The following is a 14,573-nucleotide window of genomic DNA, read 5'->3' as shown; positions in this document are numbered from 1 at the left end:
CCTGCGGCGTTTGAATTCTTTACGCGCCTTGCGGCACGGATTTATCGAGCGCTTTGACAACACCCGGAGCCCTTTGTGCAACGCCCACCATCGGCGCGGCAAACAGCCCGACAGCCCCTTAATTTGACAAAGAGGCCGCGCGCATAAGCGGGCAGCCTCTTCGGGGCGACAACTATAGAGCGTCTTACTGCTTGCTGGCAGCCAGTTGTGCAGCAACTTCTTCAGCGAAGTTGTCTACCGGCTTCTCGATGCCTTCGCCGACCTGGAAGCGCGTGAAGGAAACGATTTCAGCACCACCCTTCTTGGCCAGAGCACCGACCTTGATTTCCGGGTCCTTGACGAAAGCTTGCTCAACCAGACTGGCCTCAGCAAGGAACTTCTGGATCCGGCCACCGACCATCTTCTCGACGATTTCAGCCGGTTTGCCCTTGATCTTGTCTTCGTTGAGGCTCATGAACACGGCTTTTTCGCGCGCGATCGCTTCAGCGGAAACTTCGCTGGGCAACAGGAACTCAGGATTGCTGGCAGCCACGTGCATGGCGATGTCCTTGGCCAGATCGGCGTCACCGCCGTTGAGGACCACAACCACACCAATCTTGTTGCCGTGCAGATAAGCGCCGACCACGTCGCCTTCAACGCGAGCCAGACGACGAATATTGACGTTCTCGCCGACTTTGGCCACCAGCGCTTCGCGCGCGGTCTCCTGAGCGGCAATCAGCGGCGCAGCGTCGGTCAGCTGGTCGGCGAAGGCTTTTTCCAGGCTTTCGTTGACGAAGTTCTTGAAGTCGTCCTGCAGCGCCAGAAAGTCGGTTTGCGAGTTGACTTCGAGGATCACGGCCGACTTGCCGTCTTCAGCAACCTTGACCGCGATAGCACCTTCGGCAGCGATGTTGCCGGCTTTCTTGGCGGCCTTGATCGCGCCGGAAGCACGCATGTCATCAATGGCTTTCTCGATGTCGCCGCCGGCCTTGGTCAAGGCCTTTTTGCAATCCATCATGCCTTCGCCAGTGCGCTCACGCAGCTCCTTGACTAATGCCGCAGTAATCTCTGCCATTTCAAATTCCTCTTGGATAGGTTGTTAACCATTCCACCCGCCTGAACGGGCGATCAATTCTGTAAACACATTGCCCGGACCTGACGAACAGCAACCGGCTGACAATGGTTTTCAAAGTGGCAAAAAGGGGGCCTAGCCCCCTTTTTGCGCAGCGAGTAACGCTTGGCGCTTACCGCTTAGCCCTGAGCCGCTTCGGCTGCAGGAGCTGCCGGAGCTTGCTCGACGAACTCGTCGGTGCCGCCGCCGGTGTTGGTGCGACCGCGAACTACGGCGTCAGCCATGGCACCCATGTACAACTGGATGGCGCGGATGGCGTCGTCGTTACCCGGGATGATGTAGTCAACGCCTTCCGGGCTGCTGTTGGTATCCACGATGCCGATAACCGGGATACCCAGCTTGTTGGCTTCGGTGATAGCAATGCGCTCGTGGTCAACGTCGATCACGAACAGAGCGTCCGGCAGACCGCCCATGTCCTTGATACCACCCAGGCTGCGATCCAGTTTTTCCAGATCACGGGTGCGCATCAGGGCTTCTTTCTTGGTCAGCTTGGTGAAAGTGCCGTCCTGGGACTGAACTTCCAGATCACGCAGACGCTTGATCGAAGCGCGGATGGTCTTGTAGTTGGTCAGCATGCCGCCCAACCAGCGATGATCGACGAACGGCGAGCCGCAACGAGCCGCTTCCTGGGCAACGATCTTGCCAGCGGAACGCTTGGTGCCGACGAACAGAATCTTGTTCTTGCCCGAAGCCAGCTTCTCAACGAACGACAGCGCTTCGTTGAACATCGGCAGGGTTTTTTCGAGGTTGATGATGTGGATCTTGTTGCGCGCGCCGAAAATGTACTTACCCATTTTCGGGTTCCAGTAACGGGTCTGGTGACCGAAGTGCACACCGGCCTTCAGCATATCGCGCATGTTGACTTGGGACATGATAGTTCCTTGATAAGTCGGGTTAGGCCTCCACGCATCCCAATCTCCAACCCCTCGCACATGGCGAAAGGCACCCAGGAAATCGTGTCGATACGTGTGTGGATTAAAGCTTCCAGGCATACAGCCCGTAAAGCGGCGCGTTTTATACCATAAAAGACCGGCGCAAGCTACCAGCTTCAAAGCGCAAGCCAGGGCAGCGCGCGCGCAGCTTATGGCTTGCGGCCCGAAGCTGCTAACATAGCCCTCTTTTCAGTCTGTACCCGAGAGCCTATATGACCGTCACCATCAAGACGCCCGATGAAATCGAAAAAATGCGCGTAGCCGGCCGCCTGGCTGCCGACGTACTGGAAATGATCGGCGAACACGTCAAGCCCGGTGTCACCACTGAAGAGCTCGATCGCATCTGCCATGACTACATTGTCAATGTGCAGCAGGCCATCCCCGCGCCGCTCAACTACAAGGGCTTCCCCAAGTCGATCTGCACCTCGATCAACCACGTGGTCTGCCACGGCATCCCCAACGAGAAACCGCTGAAAGAAGGCGACGTGCTGAACATCGACATCACCGTGATCAAGGACGGCTACCACGGCGACACCAGCAAGATGTTCATGGTCGGCAAGGTCCCGGAGTGGGCCGAGCGCCTGACCAAGATCACCCAGGAGTGCATGTATAAAGGCATCCAGCTGGTGCGTCCCGGTGCCCGCCTCGGCGACATCGGTGAAGTGATCCAGAAGCACGCGGAGAAGAATGGCTTCTCGGTGGTGCGCGAGTACTGCGGCCACGGCATTGGCGCGGTGTTCCACGAGGAGCCGCAGGTGCTGCACTACGGCCGCGCCGGCACCGGCCTGGAACTCAAGGAAGGCATGACCTTCACCATCGAGCCGATGATCAACCAGGGCCGCGCGGAAACCCGCCTGCTCGGCGATGGCTGGACCGCGATCACCAAGGACCGCAAGCTCTCGGCGCAGTGGGAGCACACCATCCTGGTCACCGCCGATGGTTACGAGATCTTCACCCTGCGCAGCGACGACACCATCCCCCGCACGTCGGCCTGATGATCGCCGCCCCTATAAAGGAAGATCGCCGCATGCCGCAGGTAGACCCCGAGCTGTTCGACCGCGGGCAATTCCAGGCCGAACTGGCACTCAAGGCCAGCCCCATCGCGGCTTTCAAGAAAGCCATTCGTCGCGCCCACGAGGTGCTCGACGCGCGCTTCAGGGAGGGTCGCGAGGTACGCCGACTGGTCGAGGATCGCGCCTGGTTTACCGACCAGATCCTGCGTGAAGCCTGGGATCGCCTGGAGTGGAGCGAAGACGCCGACATCGCCCTGCTGGCGGTGGGCGGCTATGGCCGGGGCGAACTGCACCCTTACTCGGATATCGACCTGCTGATCCTGCTCGACAGCGCCGACCACGAAACCTTCCGCGAGCCGATCGAACGTTTCCTCACCCTGCTCTGGGACATCGGCCTGGAAGTCGGGCAAAGCGTACGCTCGGTCGCCGAGTGCGCCGAAGAGGCCCGTGCCGACCTGACGGTGGTCACCAACCTGATGGAAAGCCGCACCATCGCCGGCCCCGAGCGCCTGCGCCAGCGCATGCAGGATGTCACCAGCACCACGCAGATGTGGCCGAGCAAGCACTTCTACCTGGCCAAGCGCAAGGAACAGCGGGCCCGCCACGCCAAGTACAACGACACCGAATACAACCTCGAACCCAACGTCAAGGGCTCGCCGGGCGGCCTGCGCGACATCCAGACCATCCTCTGGGTCGCCCGCCGGCATTTCGGCACCTTGAATCTGCACGCCATGGTCGGCCAGGGCTTCCTGCTGGAAAGCGAATACGCCCTGCTGGTGTCCAGCCAGGAATTCCTCTGGAAGGTGCGCTACGCCCTGCACATGCTCGCCGGCCGTGCCGAAGACCGCCTGCTGTTCGATCACCAGCGCGAGATCGCCAGCCTGCTGGGCTATGAGGATGGCGACGCCAAGCTGGCGATCGAACGCTTCATGCAGAAGTACTACCGGGTGGTGATGGGCATCGCCGAGCTGAGCGACCTGATCAATCAGCACTTCGAGGAAGAAATCCTCCGCGCCGGCCAGAGCGGCCAGGCACAGCCGCTCAACAGCCGTTTCCAGCTGCGCGACGGCTATATCGAAGTCACCCACCCCAACGTCTTCAAGCGCACGCCCTTCGCCATTCTGGAAATCTTCGTGCTGATGGCCCAGCACCCCGAGATCAAAGGCGTGTGCGCCGACAGCATTCGCCTGCTGCGCGATCACCGCCACCTGATCGACGACGATTTTCGCAAGGACATCCGCAATACCAGCCTGTTCATCGAGCTGTTCAAGTCCCCGCAGGGCATCCACCGCAACCTGCGGCGGATGAACCGCTATGGCATTCTCGGGCGCTACCTGCCCGAGTTCGGCGATATCGTCGGGCAGATGCAGCACGACCTGTTCCACATCTATACGGTCGATGCGCACACCCTCAACCTGATCAAGTACCTGCGCAAATTCAAGTGGACGGAGCTGGCCGAGAAATTCCCCCTGGCCAGCAAGCTGATCGGCAAGCTGCCCAAGCCCGAGCTGATCTACCTGGCCGGGCTCTACCATGACATCGGCAAGGGCCGCGGCGGCGATCACTCCGAGCTGGGCGCGGCGGACGCCGAGGCCTTCTGCGTGCGTCATCAACTGCCCAGCTGGGACAGCAAACTGATCGTCTGGCTGGTGCAGAACCACCTGGTGATGTCGACCACCGCCCAGCGCAAGGACTTGTCCGACCCCCAGGTGATCTTCGATTTCGCCCGCCTGGTCGGCGACCAGACGCGCCTGGACTACCTCTACGTACTGACCGTAGCTGACATCAACGCCACCAACCCGAGCCTGTGGAACTCCTGGCGCGCCAGCCTGCTGCGCCAGCTCTACACCGAGACCAAGCGCGCCCTCAACCGCGGCCTGGAAAACCCGCTGGATCGTGAAGAGCAGATTCGCCTGACCCAGAGCGCCGCCCTGGACATTCTGGTGCGCGGCGGCACCGACCCGGACGAGGCCGAACAGTTGTGGTCGCAACTCGGCGACGACTACTTCCTGCGCCACACCGCCGGCGATGTGGCCTGGCATGCCGAGGCGATCCTGCAGCATGCCAACGACGGCAATCCGCTGGTGCTGATCAAGGAGACCACCCAGCGCGAATTCGAGGGCGGCACCCAGATCTTCATCTATGCCGCCGACCAGCACGACTTCTTCGCCGTGACCGTGGCCGCCATGGCCCAGCTCAACCTGAACATCCATGACGCGCGGATTCTCACCTCGACCAGCCAGTTCACCCTCGATACCTATATCGTATTGGAGGCCGAGGGCGGCTCGATTGGCGATAATCCGGCGCGGATCAAGCAGATCCGCCAGGGTCTGATCGACGCGCTGAAGAACCCCGACGAGTACCCGAACATCATCCAGCGCCGGGTACCGCGCCAGCTCAAGCATTTCGCCTTCGCCCCACGGGTGACTATCCACAACGACGCGCAGCGCCCGGTGACCATCCTCGAATTGACCGCACCCGATCGACCGGGCCTGCTGGCCAGGGTCGGACGGATCTTTCTCGACTTCGACCTGTCGCTGCAGAATGCCAAGATCGCCACCCTCGGCGAGCGGGTCGAGGACGTGTTCTTCGTCACCGACGCCAACAACCAGCCGCTGTCCGATCCCGAACTCTGTCGCCGGCTGCAGGAAACCATCATCGAGCAGCTCTCGGACGCCAACGGGCAATCCACAGAGCCAGGCCGGATAACCATTTGATCGAGACAGCGGCAAGCCAAATCCCATTCGGCTGCCGCTTGTAGTACCCAGGACAGAACAATGAACGACGCCTTGAACCAGCTGCAGCCCTACCCCTTCGAAAAGCTCCGCGCCCTGCTCGCCGGTGCCCGGCCGCCCAGCGACAAGCCGGCCATCGCCCTGTCGATCGGCGAGCCCAAGCATCGCTCGCCGGCGTTCGTCGCCGAGGCGCTCAGCGCCAACCTGGAGAAACTGGCGGTCTACCCCAGCACCCTGGGCATACCCGAACTGCGCGAGGCGATCGCCAGCTGGTGCAGCCGCCGCTTCAATCTGCCGGCCGGCATGCTCGACCCGGCGCGCCAGGTACTGCCGGTCAATGGCACGCGCGAAGCCCTGTTCGCCTTCACCCAGGCCGTGGTGCAGCGTGACGTCGGTGGCCTGGTGGTCAGCCCCAATCCGTTCTACCAGATCTACGAAGGCGCGGCCCTGCTCGCCGGTGCCCAGCCGCACTACCTGGCGTGCCTGGAGCAGCATGGCTTCAACCCGGATTTCGACGCGGTGCCAAGTGACGTCTGGCAGCGCTGCCAGATCCTCTTCCTCTGCTCGCCGGGCAACCCGACCGGCGCGCTGATTCCGCTGGCCACCCTGAAGAAGCTGATCCAGCTGGCCGACCAGTACGATTTCGTCATCGCCGCCGACGAGTGCTACAGCGAGCTGTATTTCGACGAGCTGAACCCGCCCGCCGGCCTGCTGACGGCCTGCGCCGAACTGGGCCGCAGCGACTGCAAACGCTGCGTGGTGTTCCACAGCCTGTCCAAGCGCTCCAACCTGCCGGGCCTGCGCTCGGGCTTTGTCGCCGGCGACGCCGACATTCTGCAATCTTTCCTGCTGTACCGTACCTATCACGGCTGCGCCATGCCGGTGCAAACCCAACTGGCCAGCATTGCCGCCTGGAACGACGAGCAGCACGTCAAAGCCAACCGCGCGCTGTACCGCGAGAAGTTCGACGCCGTGCTGGCGATTCTCGACGGCGTGCTCGATGTGCAGCGCCCGGATGGCGGCTTCTACCTGTGGGCAAAAACCCCGCTGGACGACGAAACCTTCACCCGTGAGCTGTTCGCCCGCGAGCACGTGACCGTGGTGCCCGGCTCCTACCTGTCGCGCAGTGTCGACGGGGTGAACCCGGGCGCCAATCGCGTGCGCATGGCCCTGGTCGCACCGCTGGCCGAGTGCGTGCAAGCCGCCGAACGTATCCGCGACTTTGTCAGCAACATGAATAGCGTGAAGAGCCTGCAAGCATGAGCACAACCCTCTACGGCATCAAAGCCTGCGACACCATGAAGAAAGCCCGTACCTGGCTCGACGAGCACGGGGTAAGCTACGTCTTTCATGATTACAAAGCCGTTGGCATCGACCGTGAGAACCTGGACAAGTGGTGCAACGAGCATGGCTGGGAAACCCTTCTCAACCGTGCCGGCACCACCTTCCGCAAGCTGGACGAGGCGCATAAAGCCGACCTCGACCAGCACAAGGCGATCGAGCTGATGCTCGCCCAGCCGTCGATGATCAAGCGCCCGGTGCTGGATCTCGGCAACAAGACCCTGGTTGGTTTCAAGCCCGAGCGCTATGCCGCTGAACTGGCTTGAACAACCCTCATTGGATTCGCGTTTAAGGAAAGCAACATGACCACGACCCTCTTCAGCCTGGCCTTCGGCGTCGGCACCCAGAACCGTCAAAGCAACTGGCTGGAAGTCTTCTATGCCCAGCCAATGCTCAAGCCAGCGGCCGAACTGGTGGCCAAGGCCGCAGAGAAACTCGGCTACAGCGGCGGCAATCAGGCGATCGGCTTCACCACCCAGCAAGCCGGCGACCTGGCCGAAGCGCTGAAGGGTATCGACGCCGTCCAGGCGGCCCTGCTCACCCGCCTGGCGGAAAGTCACCAGCCGCTGGTCGCCACCTTCATCAAAGAAGACCTGCCCCTGAGCAGCACGCCCGAGGCCTACCTCAAGCTGCACCTGCTGTCCCATCGTCTGGTCAAGCCGCACGGCCTGAACCTGACCGGCATCTTCCCGCTGCTGCCGAACGTGGCCTGGACCAGCCAGGGCGCCATCGACCTGGGCGAACTGGGCGAACGCCAACTGGAAGCACGTCTGCGCAGCGAACTGCTGGAAGTCTTCTCGGTGGACAAGTTCCCGAAAATGACCGACTACGTGGTGCCGAGCGGCGTGCGCATCGCCGACACCGCCCGCGTGCGCCTGGGCGCCTACATCGGTGAAGGCACCACGGTGATGCATGAAGGTTTCGTCAACTTCAATGCCGGCACCGAAGGCCCGGGCATGATCGAAGGCCGCGTTTCCGCCGGGGTATTCGTCGGCAAGGGCTCCGACCTGGGCGGCGGCTGCTCGACCATGGGTACCCTGTCCGGCGGCGGCAACCTGGTGATTTCCGTGGGTGAAGGCTGCCTGATCGGCGCCAACGCCGGCATCGGCATCCCCCTGGGCGACCGCAACACCGTGGAGTCCGGCCTGTACATCACCGCCGGCACCAAGGTGGCGCTGCTCGATGGCCAGAACCAGTTGGTCAAGGTGGTCAAGGCGCGCGAACTGGCCGGCCAGCCGGACCTGCTGTTCCGCCGCAACTCGCAAACCGGCAGCGTGGAATGTAAGACCCACAAGTCGGCGATCGAGCTCAACGAAGCCCTGCACGCCCACAACTGATTCGAGTAGGGTGCGCCGCGCACACCATTCGCACGTCGAGCAGCACTTGGTGCGCACGGCGCACCCTACGGACGATCCCCGCACCATCGGGTGAACCCCATGTCCCTGATTTCCCCTTGGCGCACCGACTTCCCCGGCATCCTGGCCCTCGACGCCGAGGGCCAGACCTACCTGGACAGCGCCGCCACCGCGCAAAAGCCGCAGGCCATGCTCGATGCCCTGCTCGGCTACTACGCCGGCGGCGCGGCCAATGTGCATCGTGCCCAGCATCTGCCGGGGGAGCGGGCGACCCGCGCCTTCGAAAGCAGCCGTGACAAGGTCGCGCGCTGGCTGAATGCCGCCGAGCCGAGCCAGATCGTGTTTACCCGCAGCGCCACCGAAGCCTTCAACCTGCTCGCTTATGGCCTGGAGCATGAGTTGCAGGCCGGCGAGCAGATCGTCATCAGCGCCCTGGAACACCATGCCAACCTGCTGCCCTGGCAACAGCTGGCCCAGCGCCGCCACCTCGAGCTGGTCGTTCTGCCGTTGGATGAGAGCGGCCTGATCGACCTCGAACAGGCGGCCGGCCTGATCGGCCCGCGCACCCGCGTGCTGGCGCTCAGCCAACTGTCCAATGTGCTCGGCTGCTGGCAGCCGCTGACCGAACTGCTGGCCCTGGGCAAGGCCCAGGGTGCGCTGACCGTGGTCGATGGCGCCCAGGGCGTGGTGCATGGCCGGCATGACGTCGAGACCCTGGGTTGCGACTTCTATGTCTGCTCCAGCCACAAGCTCTACGGGCCGGATGGCGTCGGCCTGCTCTATGGCCGCAAACCGGCGCTGCAGCGTCTCAGGCACTGGCAGTTCGGCGGGGAAATGGTGCGCGTGGCGGATTACCAGGGTGCCGAGTTTCGCGCTGCGCCGCTGGGTTTCGAGGCCGGTACCCCGCCGATTGCCGGGGTGATCGCCCTCGGCGCCAGCCTGGACTACCTGGCCGCCCTGGACGCCGCCGCCGTGGCCGCCCACGAAGCCGCGCTGCATGCCCAATTGCTGACCGGCCTCAGGGCGCGCACCGGCATCCGCCTGCTGGGCGCACCGACGGTGGCGCTGGCCAGCTTCGTGGTCGAGGGCGTGCATAACGCCGACCTTGCCCACCTGCTCACCGAGCAGGGCATCGCCGTGCGCGCCGGCCATCACTGCGCCATGCCGCTGCTGAAACGCCTCGGCCTGGCCGGCGCGATTCGCGTCTCCCTGGGCCTGTACAACGACGGCGCGGATCTCGAACGTTTCTTCGCCGCCCTGGATCAGGCCCTGGAGCTGCTGCGATGAACCTGCCCGCCGGCGCCGAGCAGGCCCTCGCCGCCTTCGGCCAATGCCTGGGCTGGGAACAGCGTGCGCGCCTGTTGATGCAGTGGGGCGAACGCCTGCCGGCACTGAGCGACGAGGAACGCTGCGAGGCCAACCGCGTGCACGGCTGCGAAAGCCAGGTCTGGCTGGTCGCCGAACACCGGGATCGGTGCTGGCAGTTTCGCGCCGGCAGCGATGCGCGCCTGCTGCGCGGGCTGCTGGCGCTGCTGCTGGCACGGGTTAACGGCCTGACCGGCGCGGAACTGGCCACAATCGACCTGGACGACTGGTTCGGCCAGCTCGGCCTGGCGCGCCAACTCTCGCCCTCGCGCAGCAATGGCCTGAATGCCGTGCTGCAGCGCATGCGCGAGCTGACCCGCGACGCTTGGATTCCGTAGCAGATCCCGCCTCGTCTACGACGCCGGGCTGTCGCACAACCAACTGGGCGCGCAAAGATCAAGACCGTAGATGGGTGAGGCCGCAGCAACAGCCATCTGCCTGCGGTGCGCACGGCGCACCCTACCCGAACCGGGCACGTGCCACGCCACCTGTGTTGTGGGCGGGCAATTCACCTTCTTCGCTGCCGCCGGAATTCACGGGCAAGGGATAGGGCATAGGGTCTATTTCGTCCGTTCGGCCGGCCGGCGCGCGCCGGCCACCAGCTTCTCCACGGTCTTGGCCACGGCCACCATGCCGAAGCTCGCGGTGACCATCATCGCCGCGCCGAAACCGCCGGCGCAGTCGAGCTTGACCCCTTCGCCGACGAAGCCCTTGTACTGGCACACGCTGCCATCCGGTTTCGGGTAGCGCAGCTGCTCGGTGGAAAACACGCAGGGCACGCTGTAGTTGCGCCCCGGCGTGCGCGAGAAGTTGTAGTCGCGGCGCAGGGTCGAGCGCACCTTGGAGGCCAGCGGATCGTTCCAGGTCTTGTTCAGGTCGCCGACCTGGATCTGCGTCGGGTCGATCTGCCCACCGGCGCCGCCGGTGGTGACCACCTGGATCTTGCGCCGCTTGCACCAGGAGATCAGCGCGGCCTTGGCGCTGACGCTGTCGATGCAGTCGATCACCGCGTCGAGTTGCCCGGTGATGTACTCGGCCATGCTCTCGCGGGTGACGAAGTCGGCTACCGCGTGCACCACGCAGGCAGGATTGATCGCCCGGATTCGCGCCGCCATCACCTCGACCTTGGCCTGGCCGACCGTGCTGTCCAGCGCCTGGATCTGCCGGTTGGTATTGCTGACGCAGACATCGTCGAGGTCGAACAGCGAGATCTCGCCGACTCCCGAGCGCGCCAGCGCCTCGGCCGCCCAGGAACCGACGCCGCCAATACCGACCACCGCAACATGCGCCGCGGCCAGGCGCTCGGCGCCCTCGCGACCGTACAGGCGGGCAATTCCAGCAAAGCGTTGTTGGTCGATCGTCATTTCATCACCTCAATCCCCATACCCCGGGCAGGCGCGCATTATAGGAAGCTCACCCAGCACACCCAAGTACCGATTCGACTCAAGCCGGTGAATGACCAGCTATACGGGTTTACTCGAGGCGGTGGCGCTATAGTCCGCCGACAACGAGAAGCCAGCCTGCCGGAGCCTGCCATGCGTAATTTCAGTTTTCATAATCCGACCAAGATCCATTTCGGCGAAGGCCAAATCGCCAAGCTCGGCAAGGAAATTCCCGCCGGCAGCCGCGTGCTGGTCACCCACGGTGGCGGCAGCATCTTCCAGAACGGCGTCTGGGCCCAGGTCGAGGAGGCATTGACGGGCTTCGCCATCAGCCGCTTCGCCGGCATCGAAGCCAATCCGCAGTTCGACACCCTGCTGCGCGCCGTGGCGCAGGCCAGGCGCGACCACTGCGATTTCATCCTGGCCATCGGCGGCGGCTCGGTGATCGACGGCAGCAAGTTCATCGCCGCGGCGCTGTGCCATGCCGGCGACCCGCTCGAGCTGCTCACCGGCACCCGCGCCAAAGCCGCGCTACCGCTGGGCTGCGTACTGACCTTGGGCGCCACCGGTTCGGAAAGCAACCAGCACGGCGTGGTCACCCATGCGGCGCGCCAGGAGAAGCTACCGTTCTCCAGCCCGCTGCTGTTCCCGCGCTTCGCCATCCTCGACCCCTGCACCACCTTCAGCCTGCCGCTGCGCCAGATCGGCAACGGCGTAGTCGATGCCTTCGTCCACACCATCGAGCAGTACCTGACCTACCCGGCCGACGCACCGCTGCAGGACCGCTATGCCGAAGGCCTGCTGCAGACCCTGATCGAGGAAGGTCCGAAAGCCCTGAGCAACCCCGAGGACTACAACGTCCGCGCCAACCTGATGTGGTGCGCCACCCAGGCGCTCAACGGCCTGATCGGCTGTGGCGTACCCCAGGACTGGGCCACCCACCTGATCGGCCACGAATTGACCGCGCTCTACCACATCGACCATGCGCAGACCCTCGCCGTGGTCCTGCCGGCGCTGCTCGCCGAACGCCGCGAGACCAAGCGCGCCAAGCTGCTGCAATACGCCGAACGGGTCTGGCAGCTGCACGAAGGCACCGAAGATGCGCGCATCGACGCGGCGATTACCGCCACCGAGGCCTTCTTCAAGCGCATGGGCGTGCCGACCCGCCTGTCCGAACACGGCCTGGACGCCGATGCGATCCCCCAGGTGCTGGCGCAACTGCAACGCCACCAGCTGATCGCCCTCGGCGAACACCGCGATATCGACCTGGAGGTCAGCGAGCGCATCCTGCTGCGCGCGTTGTAACTGCAGGCGCAGGCCCGGGCCGCCGTTTTGCTTTAATATGGCGGCCTTTCCGCTTGATGCCGCTCTGGAGCCGCAATGACTGCCCCCGCCCCGACCCTGACGCCCACCCTGGAACTCGCCTGCGAGCTGATTCGCCGCCCGTCCGTCACCCCGGTCGACGAAGGCTGCCAGGAGCTGATGATGCGCCGCCTGCAAGCGCTCGGCTTCCAGATCGAAGCCATGCGCATCGAGGAAGTGGAGAATTTCTGGGCCAGCCATGGCCAGCAGGACGGTCCGGTGCTGTGCTTCGCCGGGCATACCGACGTGGTGCCGACCGGCCCGCTGCAGGCCTGGCAGCACCAACCGTTCGATGCCCTGATCGACGAGCAGGGCATGCTCTGCGGGCGTGGCGCCGCCGACATGAAAGGCAGCCTGGCGTCGATGATCATCGCCGTCGAGCGCTTCGTCGCCGACCACCCGCAACATAAAGGCCGCATCGCCTTCCTGATCACCAGCGACGAGGAAGGCCCGGCCCAGCACGGCACCAAGGCCGTGGTCGAGCGCCTGGCCGCGCGCGGCGAACGCCTGGACTGGTGCATCGTCGGCGAGCCGTCGAGTACCTCGCTGGTCGGCGACGTGGTGAAGAACGGCCGCCGCGGCTCGCTCGGCGCCAAGCTGACGGTGCGCGGCATACAGGGCCACGTGGCCTACCCGCACCTGGCGAAGAACCCGATCCACCTGGCCGCCCCGGCGTTGGCAGAGCTGGCCGCCGAACACTGGGACGACGGCAACTCCTTCTTCCCGCCGACCAGCTTCCAGGTCTCCAACCTGAATGCCGGCACCGGCACCACCAACGTGATCCCCGGCGAACTGCAGGCGATCTTCAACTTCCGCTTCTCCACCGAGTCCACGGTCGAAGGCCTGCAGCACAGGGTCAACGCGATCCTCGCCAAGCACGGCCTGGACTACCACGTGGAATGGGCCCTGTCCGGCCTGCCGTTCCTCACCGAACCGGGCGCCCTGCTCGACGCCGTGGCCGCCAGCATCAAGCGCGTAACCGGCCGCGACACCCAGCCCTCGACCAGCGGCGGCACCTCCGATGGGCGCTTCATCGCCACCCTCGGCACCCAGGTGGTCGAACTCGGCCCGGTCAATGCCACCATCCACCAGATCAACGAGCGCGTGCTGGCCAGCGATCTGGAGGTGCTGACCGAGATCTACTATCAGACCCTCGTGAAATTGCTCTCGTAATGCTGACCTGCCCCCTCTGCCAAGGCGCCTTGAGCGCGCTCGACAACGGCGTGATCTGCCCCGCAGGGCATCGTTTCGACCGCGCGCGCCAGGGCTACCTGAACCTGCTGCCGGTGCAGCACAAGAACAGCCGCGACCCGGGCGACAACGCCGCCATGGTCGAGGCGCGCCGGCGCTTTCTCGACGGCGGCCACTATGCGCCGCTGGCCAGACGCCTGGCCGAACTGGCCGCGGGTTATGCGCCCGCGCGCTGGCTGGATATCGGCTGCGGCGAGGGTTATTACAGCGCACAGCTGGCCGACGCCCTGCCCGCTGCCGACGGTTATGCCCTGGATATCTCCCGCGAGGCGATCAAGCGTGGCTGCAAACGTTCGCCGCAGCTGACCTGGCTGGTGGCGAGCATGGCCCGGGTGCCGCTGGCCGACGCCAGTTGCCAACTGCTGGCCAGCGTCTTCAGCCCGCTCGACTGGCAAGAAGCCAAGCGCCTGCTCGCCCCTGGCGGCGGTCTGCTGCGCATGGGCCCGACCCGCGAACACCTGATGGAACTGCGCCAGCAGCTGTACGACGAAGTCCGCGACTACGACGACCAGAAGCACCTCGAACTGATTCCCGCGGGCATGCGCCTGGCTCACAGCGAAACCCTGAGCTTCACGCTGCACCTGACCAGCAGCGAGGCCCGCGCCGACCTGCTGGCGATGACCCCCCATGGCTGGCGCGCCAGCGCCGAACGGCGCGCCGCGGTGATCGCCGAACCCTTAGAGGTGACGGTTGCCATACGCTACGATTGGATCGAAAAAATCTAGG

The 14,573-nt window shown here is 64.4% G+C and carries 13 protein-coding genes; 10 read left to right on the top strand and 3 right to left on the bottom strand.

Features of this window, described 5'->3' with window-relative positions:
- Positions 1-184: 184 nt before the first annotated feature.
- Positions 185-1,054: a translation elongation factor Ts gene (tsf, locus tag G9C89_RS10725; RefSeq protein WP_172147860.1), complete on the bottom strand. Its 870-nt coding sequence runs from the start codon at positions 1,052-1,054 to the stop codon at positions 185-187.
- A gap of 176 nt (positions 1,055-1,230) precedes the next feature.
- Positions 1,231-1,983 carry a 30S ribosomal protein S2 gene (rpsB, locus tag G9C89_RS10720; protein ID WP_172147859.1) on the bottom strand — a complete coding sequence of 251 codons (753 nt, stop codon included), beginning with the start codon at positions 1,981-1,983 and terminating at the stop codon, positions 1,231-1,233.
- Positions 1,984-2,255: 272 nt separating this feature from the next.
- Between rpsB and map the strand changes: the two genes are divergently transcribed.
- From map to G9C89_RS10685, 7 genes are all read left to right on the top strand, one after another.
- Complete coding sequence (gene map, locus G9C89_RS10715; protein ID WP_172147858.1) at positions 2,256-3,038, top strand: type I methionyl aminopeptidase; 783 nt, start codon at positions 2,256-2,258, stop codon at positions 3,036-3,038.
- Between the two features lie 32 nt (positions 3,039-3,070).
- The gene (locus G9C89_RS10710; protein WP_172147857.1) at positions 3,071-5,773 is read left to right on the top strand and encodes a [protein-PII] uridylyltransferase; all 2,703 of its coding nucleotides are present in this window, start codon (positions 3,071-3,073) and stop codon (positions 5,771-5,773) included.
- 60 nt (positions 5,774-5,833) lie between these two features.
- The gene (dapC, locus tag G9C89_RS10705) at positions 5,834-7,054 is read left to right on the top strand and encodes a succinyldiaminopimelate transaminase (RefSeq protein ID WP_172147856.1); all 1,221 of its coding nucleotides are present in this window, start codon (positions 5,834-5,836) and stop codon (positions 7,052-7,054) included.
- Positions 7,051-7,398, top strand: a complete 348-nt coding sequence (locus G9C89_RS10700; protein WP_172147855.1) for an ArsC family reductase — start codon at positions 7,051-7,053, stop codon at positions 7,396-7,398. Before dapC ends, G9C89_RS10700 begins: the two co-directional genes overlap by 4 nt.
- A gap of 36 nt (positions 7,399-7,434) precedes the next feature.
- Positions 7,435-8,469, top strand: coding sequence for a 2,3,4,5-tetrahydropyridine-2,6-dicarboxylate N-succinyltransferase (dapD, locus tag G9C89_RS10695; RefSeq protein WP_172147854.1), 1,035 nt, complete (start codon positions 7,435-7,437; stop codon positions 8,467-8,469).
- 99 nt (positions 8,470-8,568) lie between these two features.
- A complete protein-coding gene (locus G9C89_RS10690; protein ID WP_172147853.1) occupies positions 8,569-9,774 on the top strand; it encodes an aminotransferase class V-fold PLP-dependent enzyme in 1,206 nt (401 codons plus the stop codon).
- Complete coding sequence (locus G9C89_RS10685) at positions 9,771-10,190, top strand: SufE family protein (protein ID WP_172147852.1); 420 nt, start codon at positions 9,771-9,773, stop codon at positions 10,188-10,190. Before G9C89_RS10690 ends, G9C89_RS10685 begins: the two co-directional genes overlap by 4 nt.
- A 222-nt stretch (positions 10,191-10,412) precedes the next feature.
- Here the strand turns inward: G9C89_RS10685 and tcdA are convergent, their stop codons facing one another.
- The gene (gene tcdA / locus G9C89_RS10680; RefSeq protein ID WP_172147851.1) at positions 10,413-11,216 is read right to left on the bottom strand and encodes a tRNA cyclic N6-threonylcarbamoyladenosine(37) synthase TcdA; all 804 of its coding nucleotides are present in this window, start codon (positions 11,214-11,216) and stop codon (positions 10,413-10,415) included.
- 171 nt (positions 11,217-11,387) lie between these two features.
- Here tcdA and G9C89_RS10675 point away from each other — a divergent pair, with 171 nt between their 5' ends.
- From G9C89_RS10675 to G9C89_RS10665, 3 genes are all read left to right on the top strand, one after another.
- The gene (locus G9C89_RS10675) at positions 11,388-12,539 is read left to right on the top strand and encodes an iron-containing alcohol dehydrogenase (RefSeq protein WP_172147850.1); all 1,152 of its coding nucleotides are present in this window, start codon (positions 11,388-11,390) and stop codon (positions 12,537-12,539) included.
- Between the two features lie 75 nt (positions 12,540-12,614).
- On the top strand, positions 12,615-13,769 hold the full coding sequence (dapE, locus tag G9C89_RS10670; protein WP_172147849.1) for a succinyl-diaminopimelate desuccinylase: 1,155 nt from the start codon (positions 12,615-12,617) through the stop codon (positions 13,767-13,769).
- Entirely contained in the window at positions 13,769-14,572 is an 804-nt protein-coding gene (locus G9C89_RS10665) for a putative RNA methyltransferase (RefSeq protein ID WP_172147848.1), read from the top strand. Before dapE ends, G9C89_RS10665 begins: the two co-directional genes overlap by 1 nt.
- Position 14,573: the final 1 nt, after the last annotated feature.

It is taken from the genome of Pseudomonas tumuqii (genome assembly GCF_013184545.1).
In the GTDB taxonomy this organism is placed as follows: domain Bacteria; phylum Pseudomonadota; class Gammaproteobacteria; order Pseudomonadales; family Pseudomonadaceae; genus Aquipseudomonas; species Aquipseudomonas tumuqii.
The sequence above is the reverse complement of the archived record's forward strand: the minus strand, read 5'-3'. Positions and strand labels throughout refer to the sequence as shown.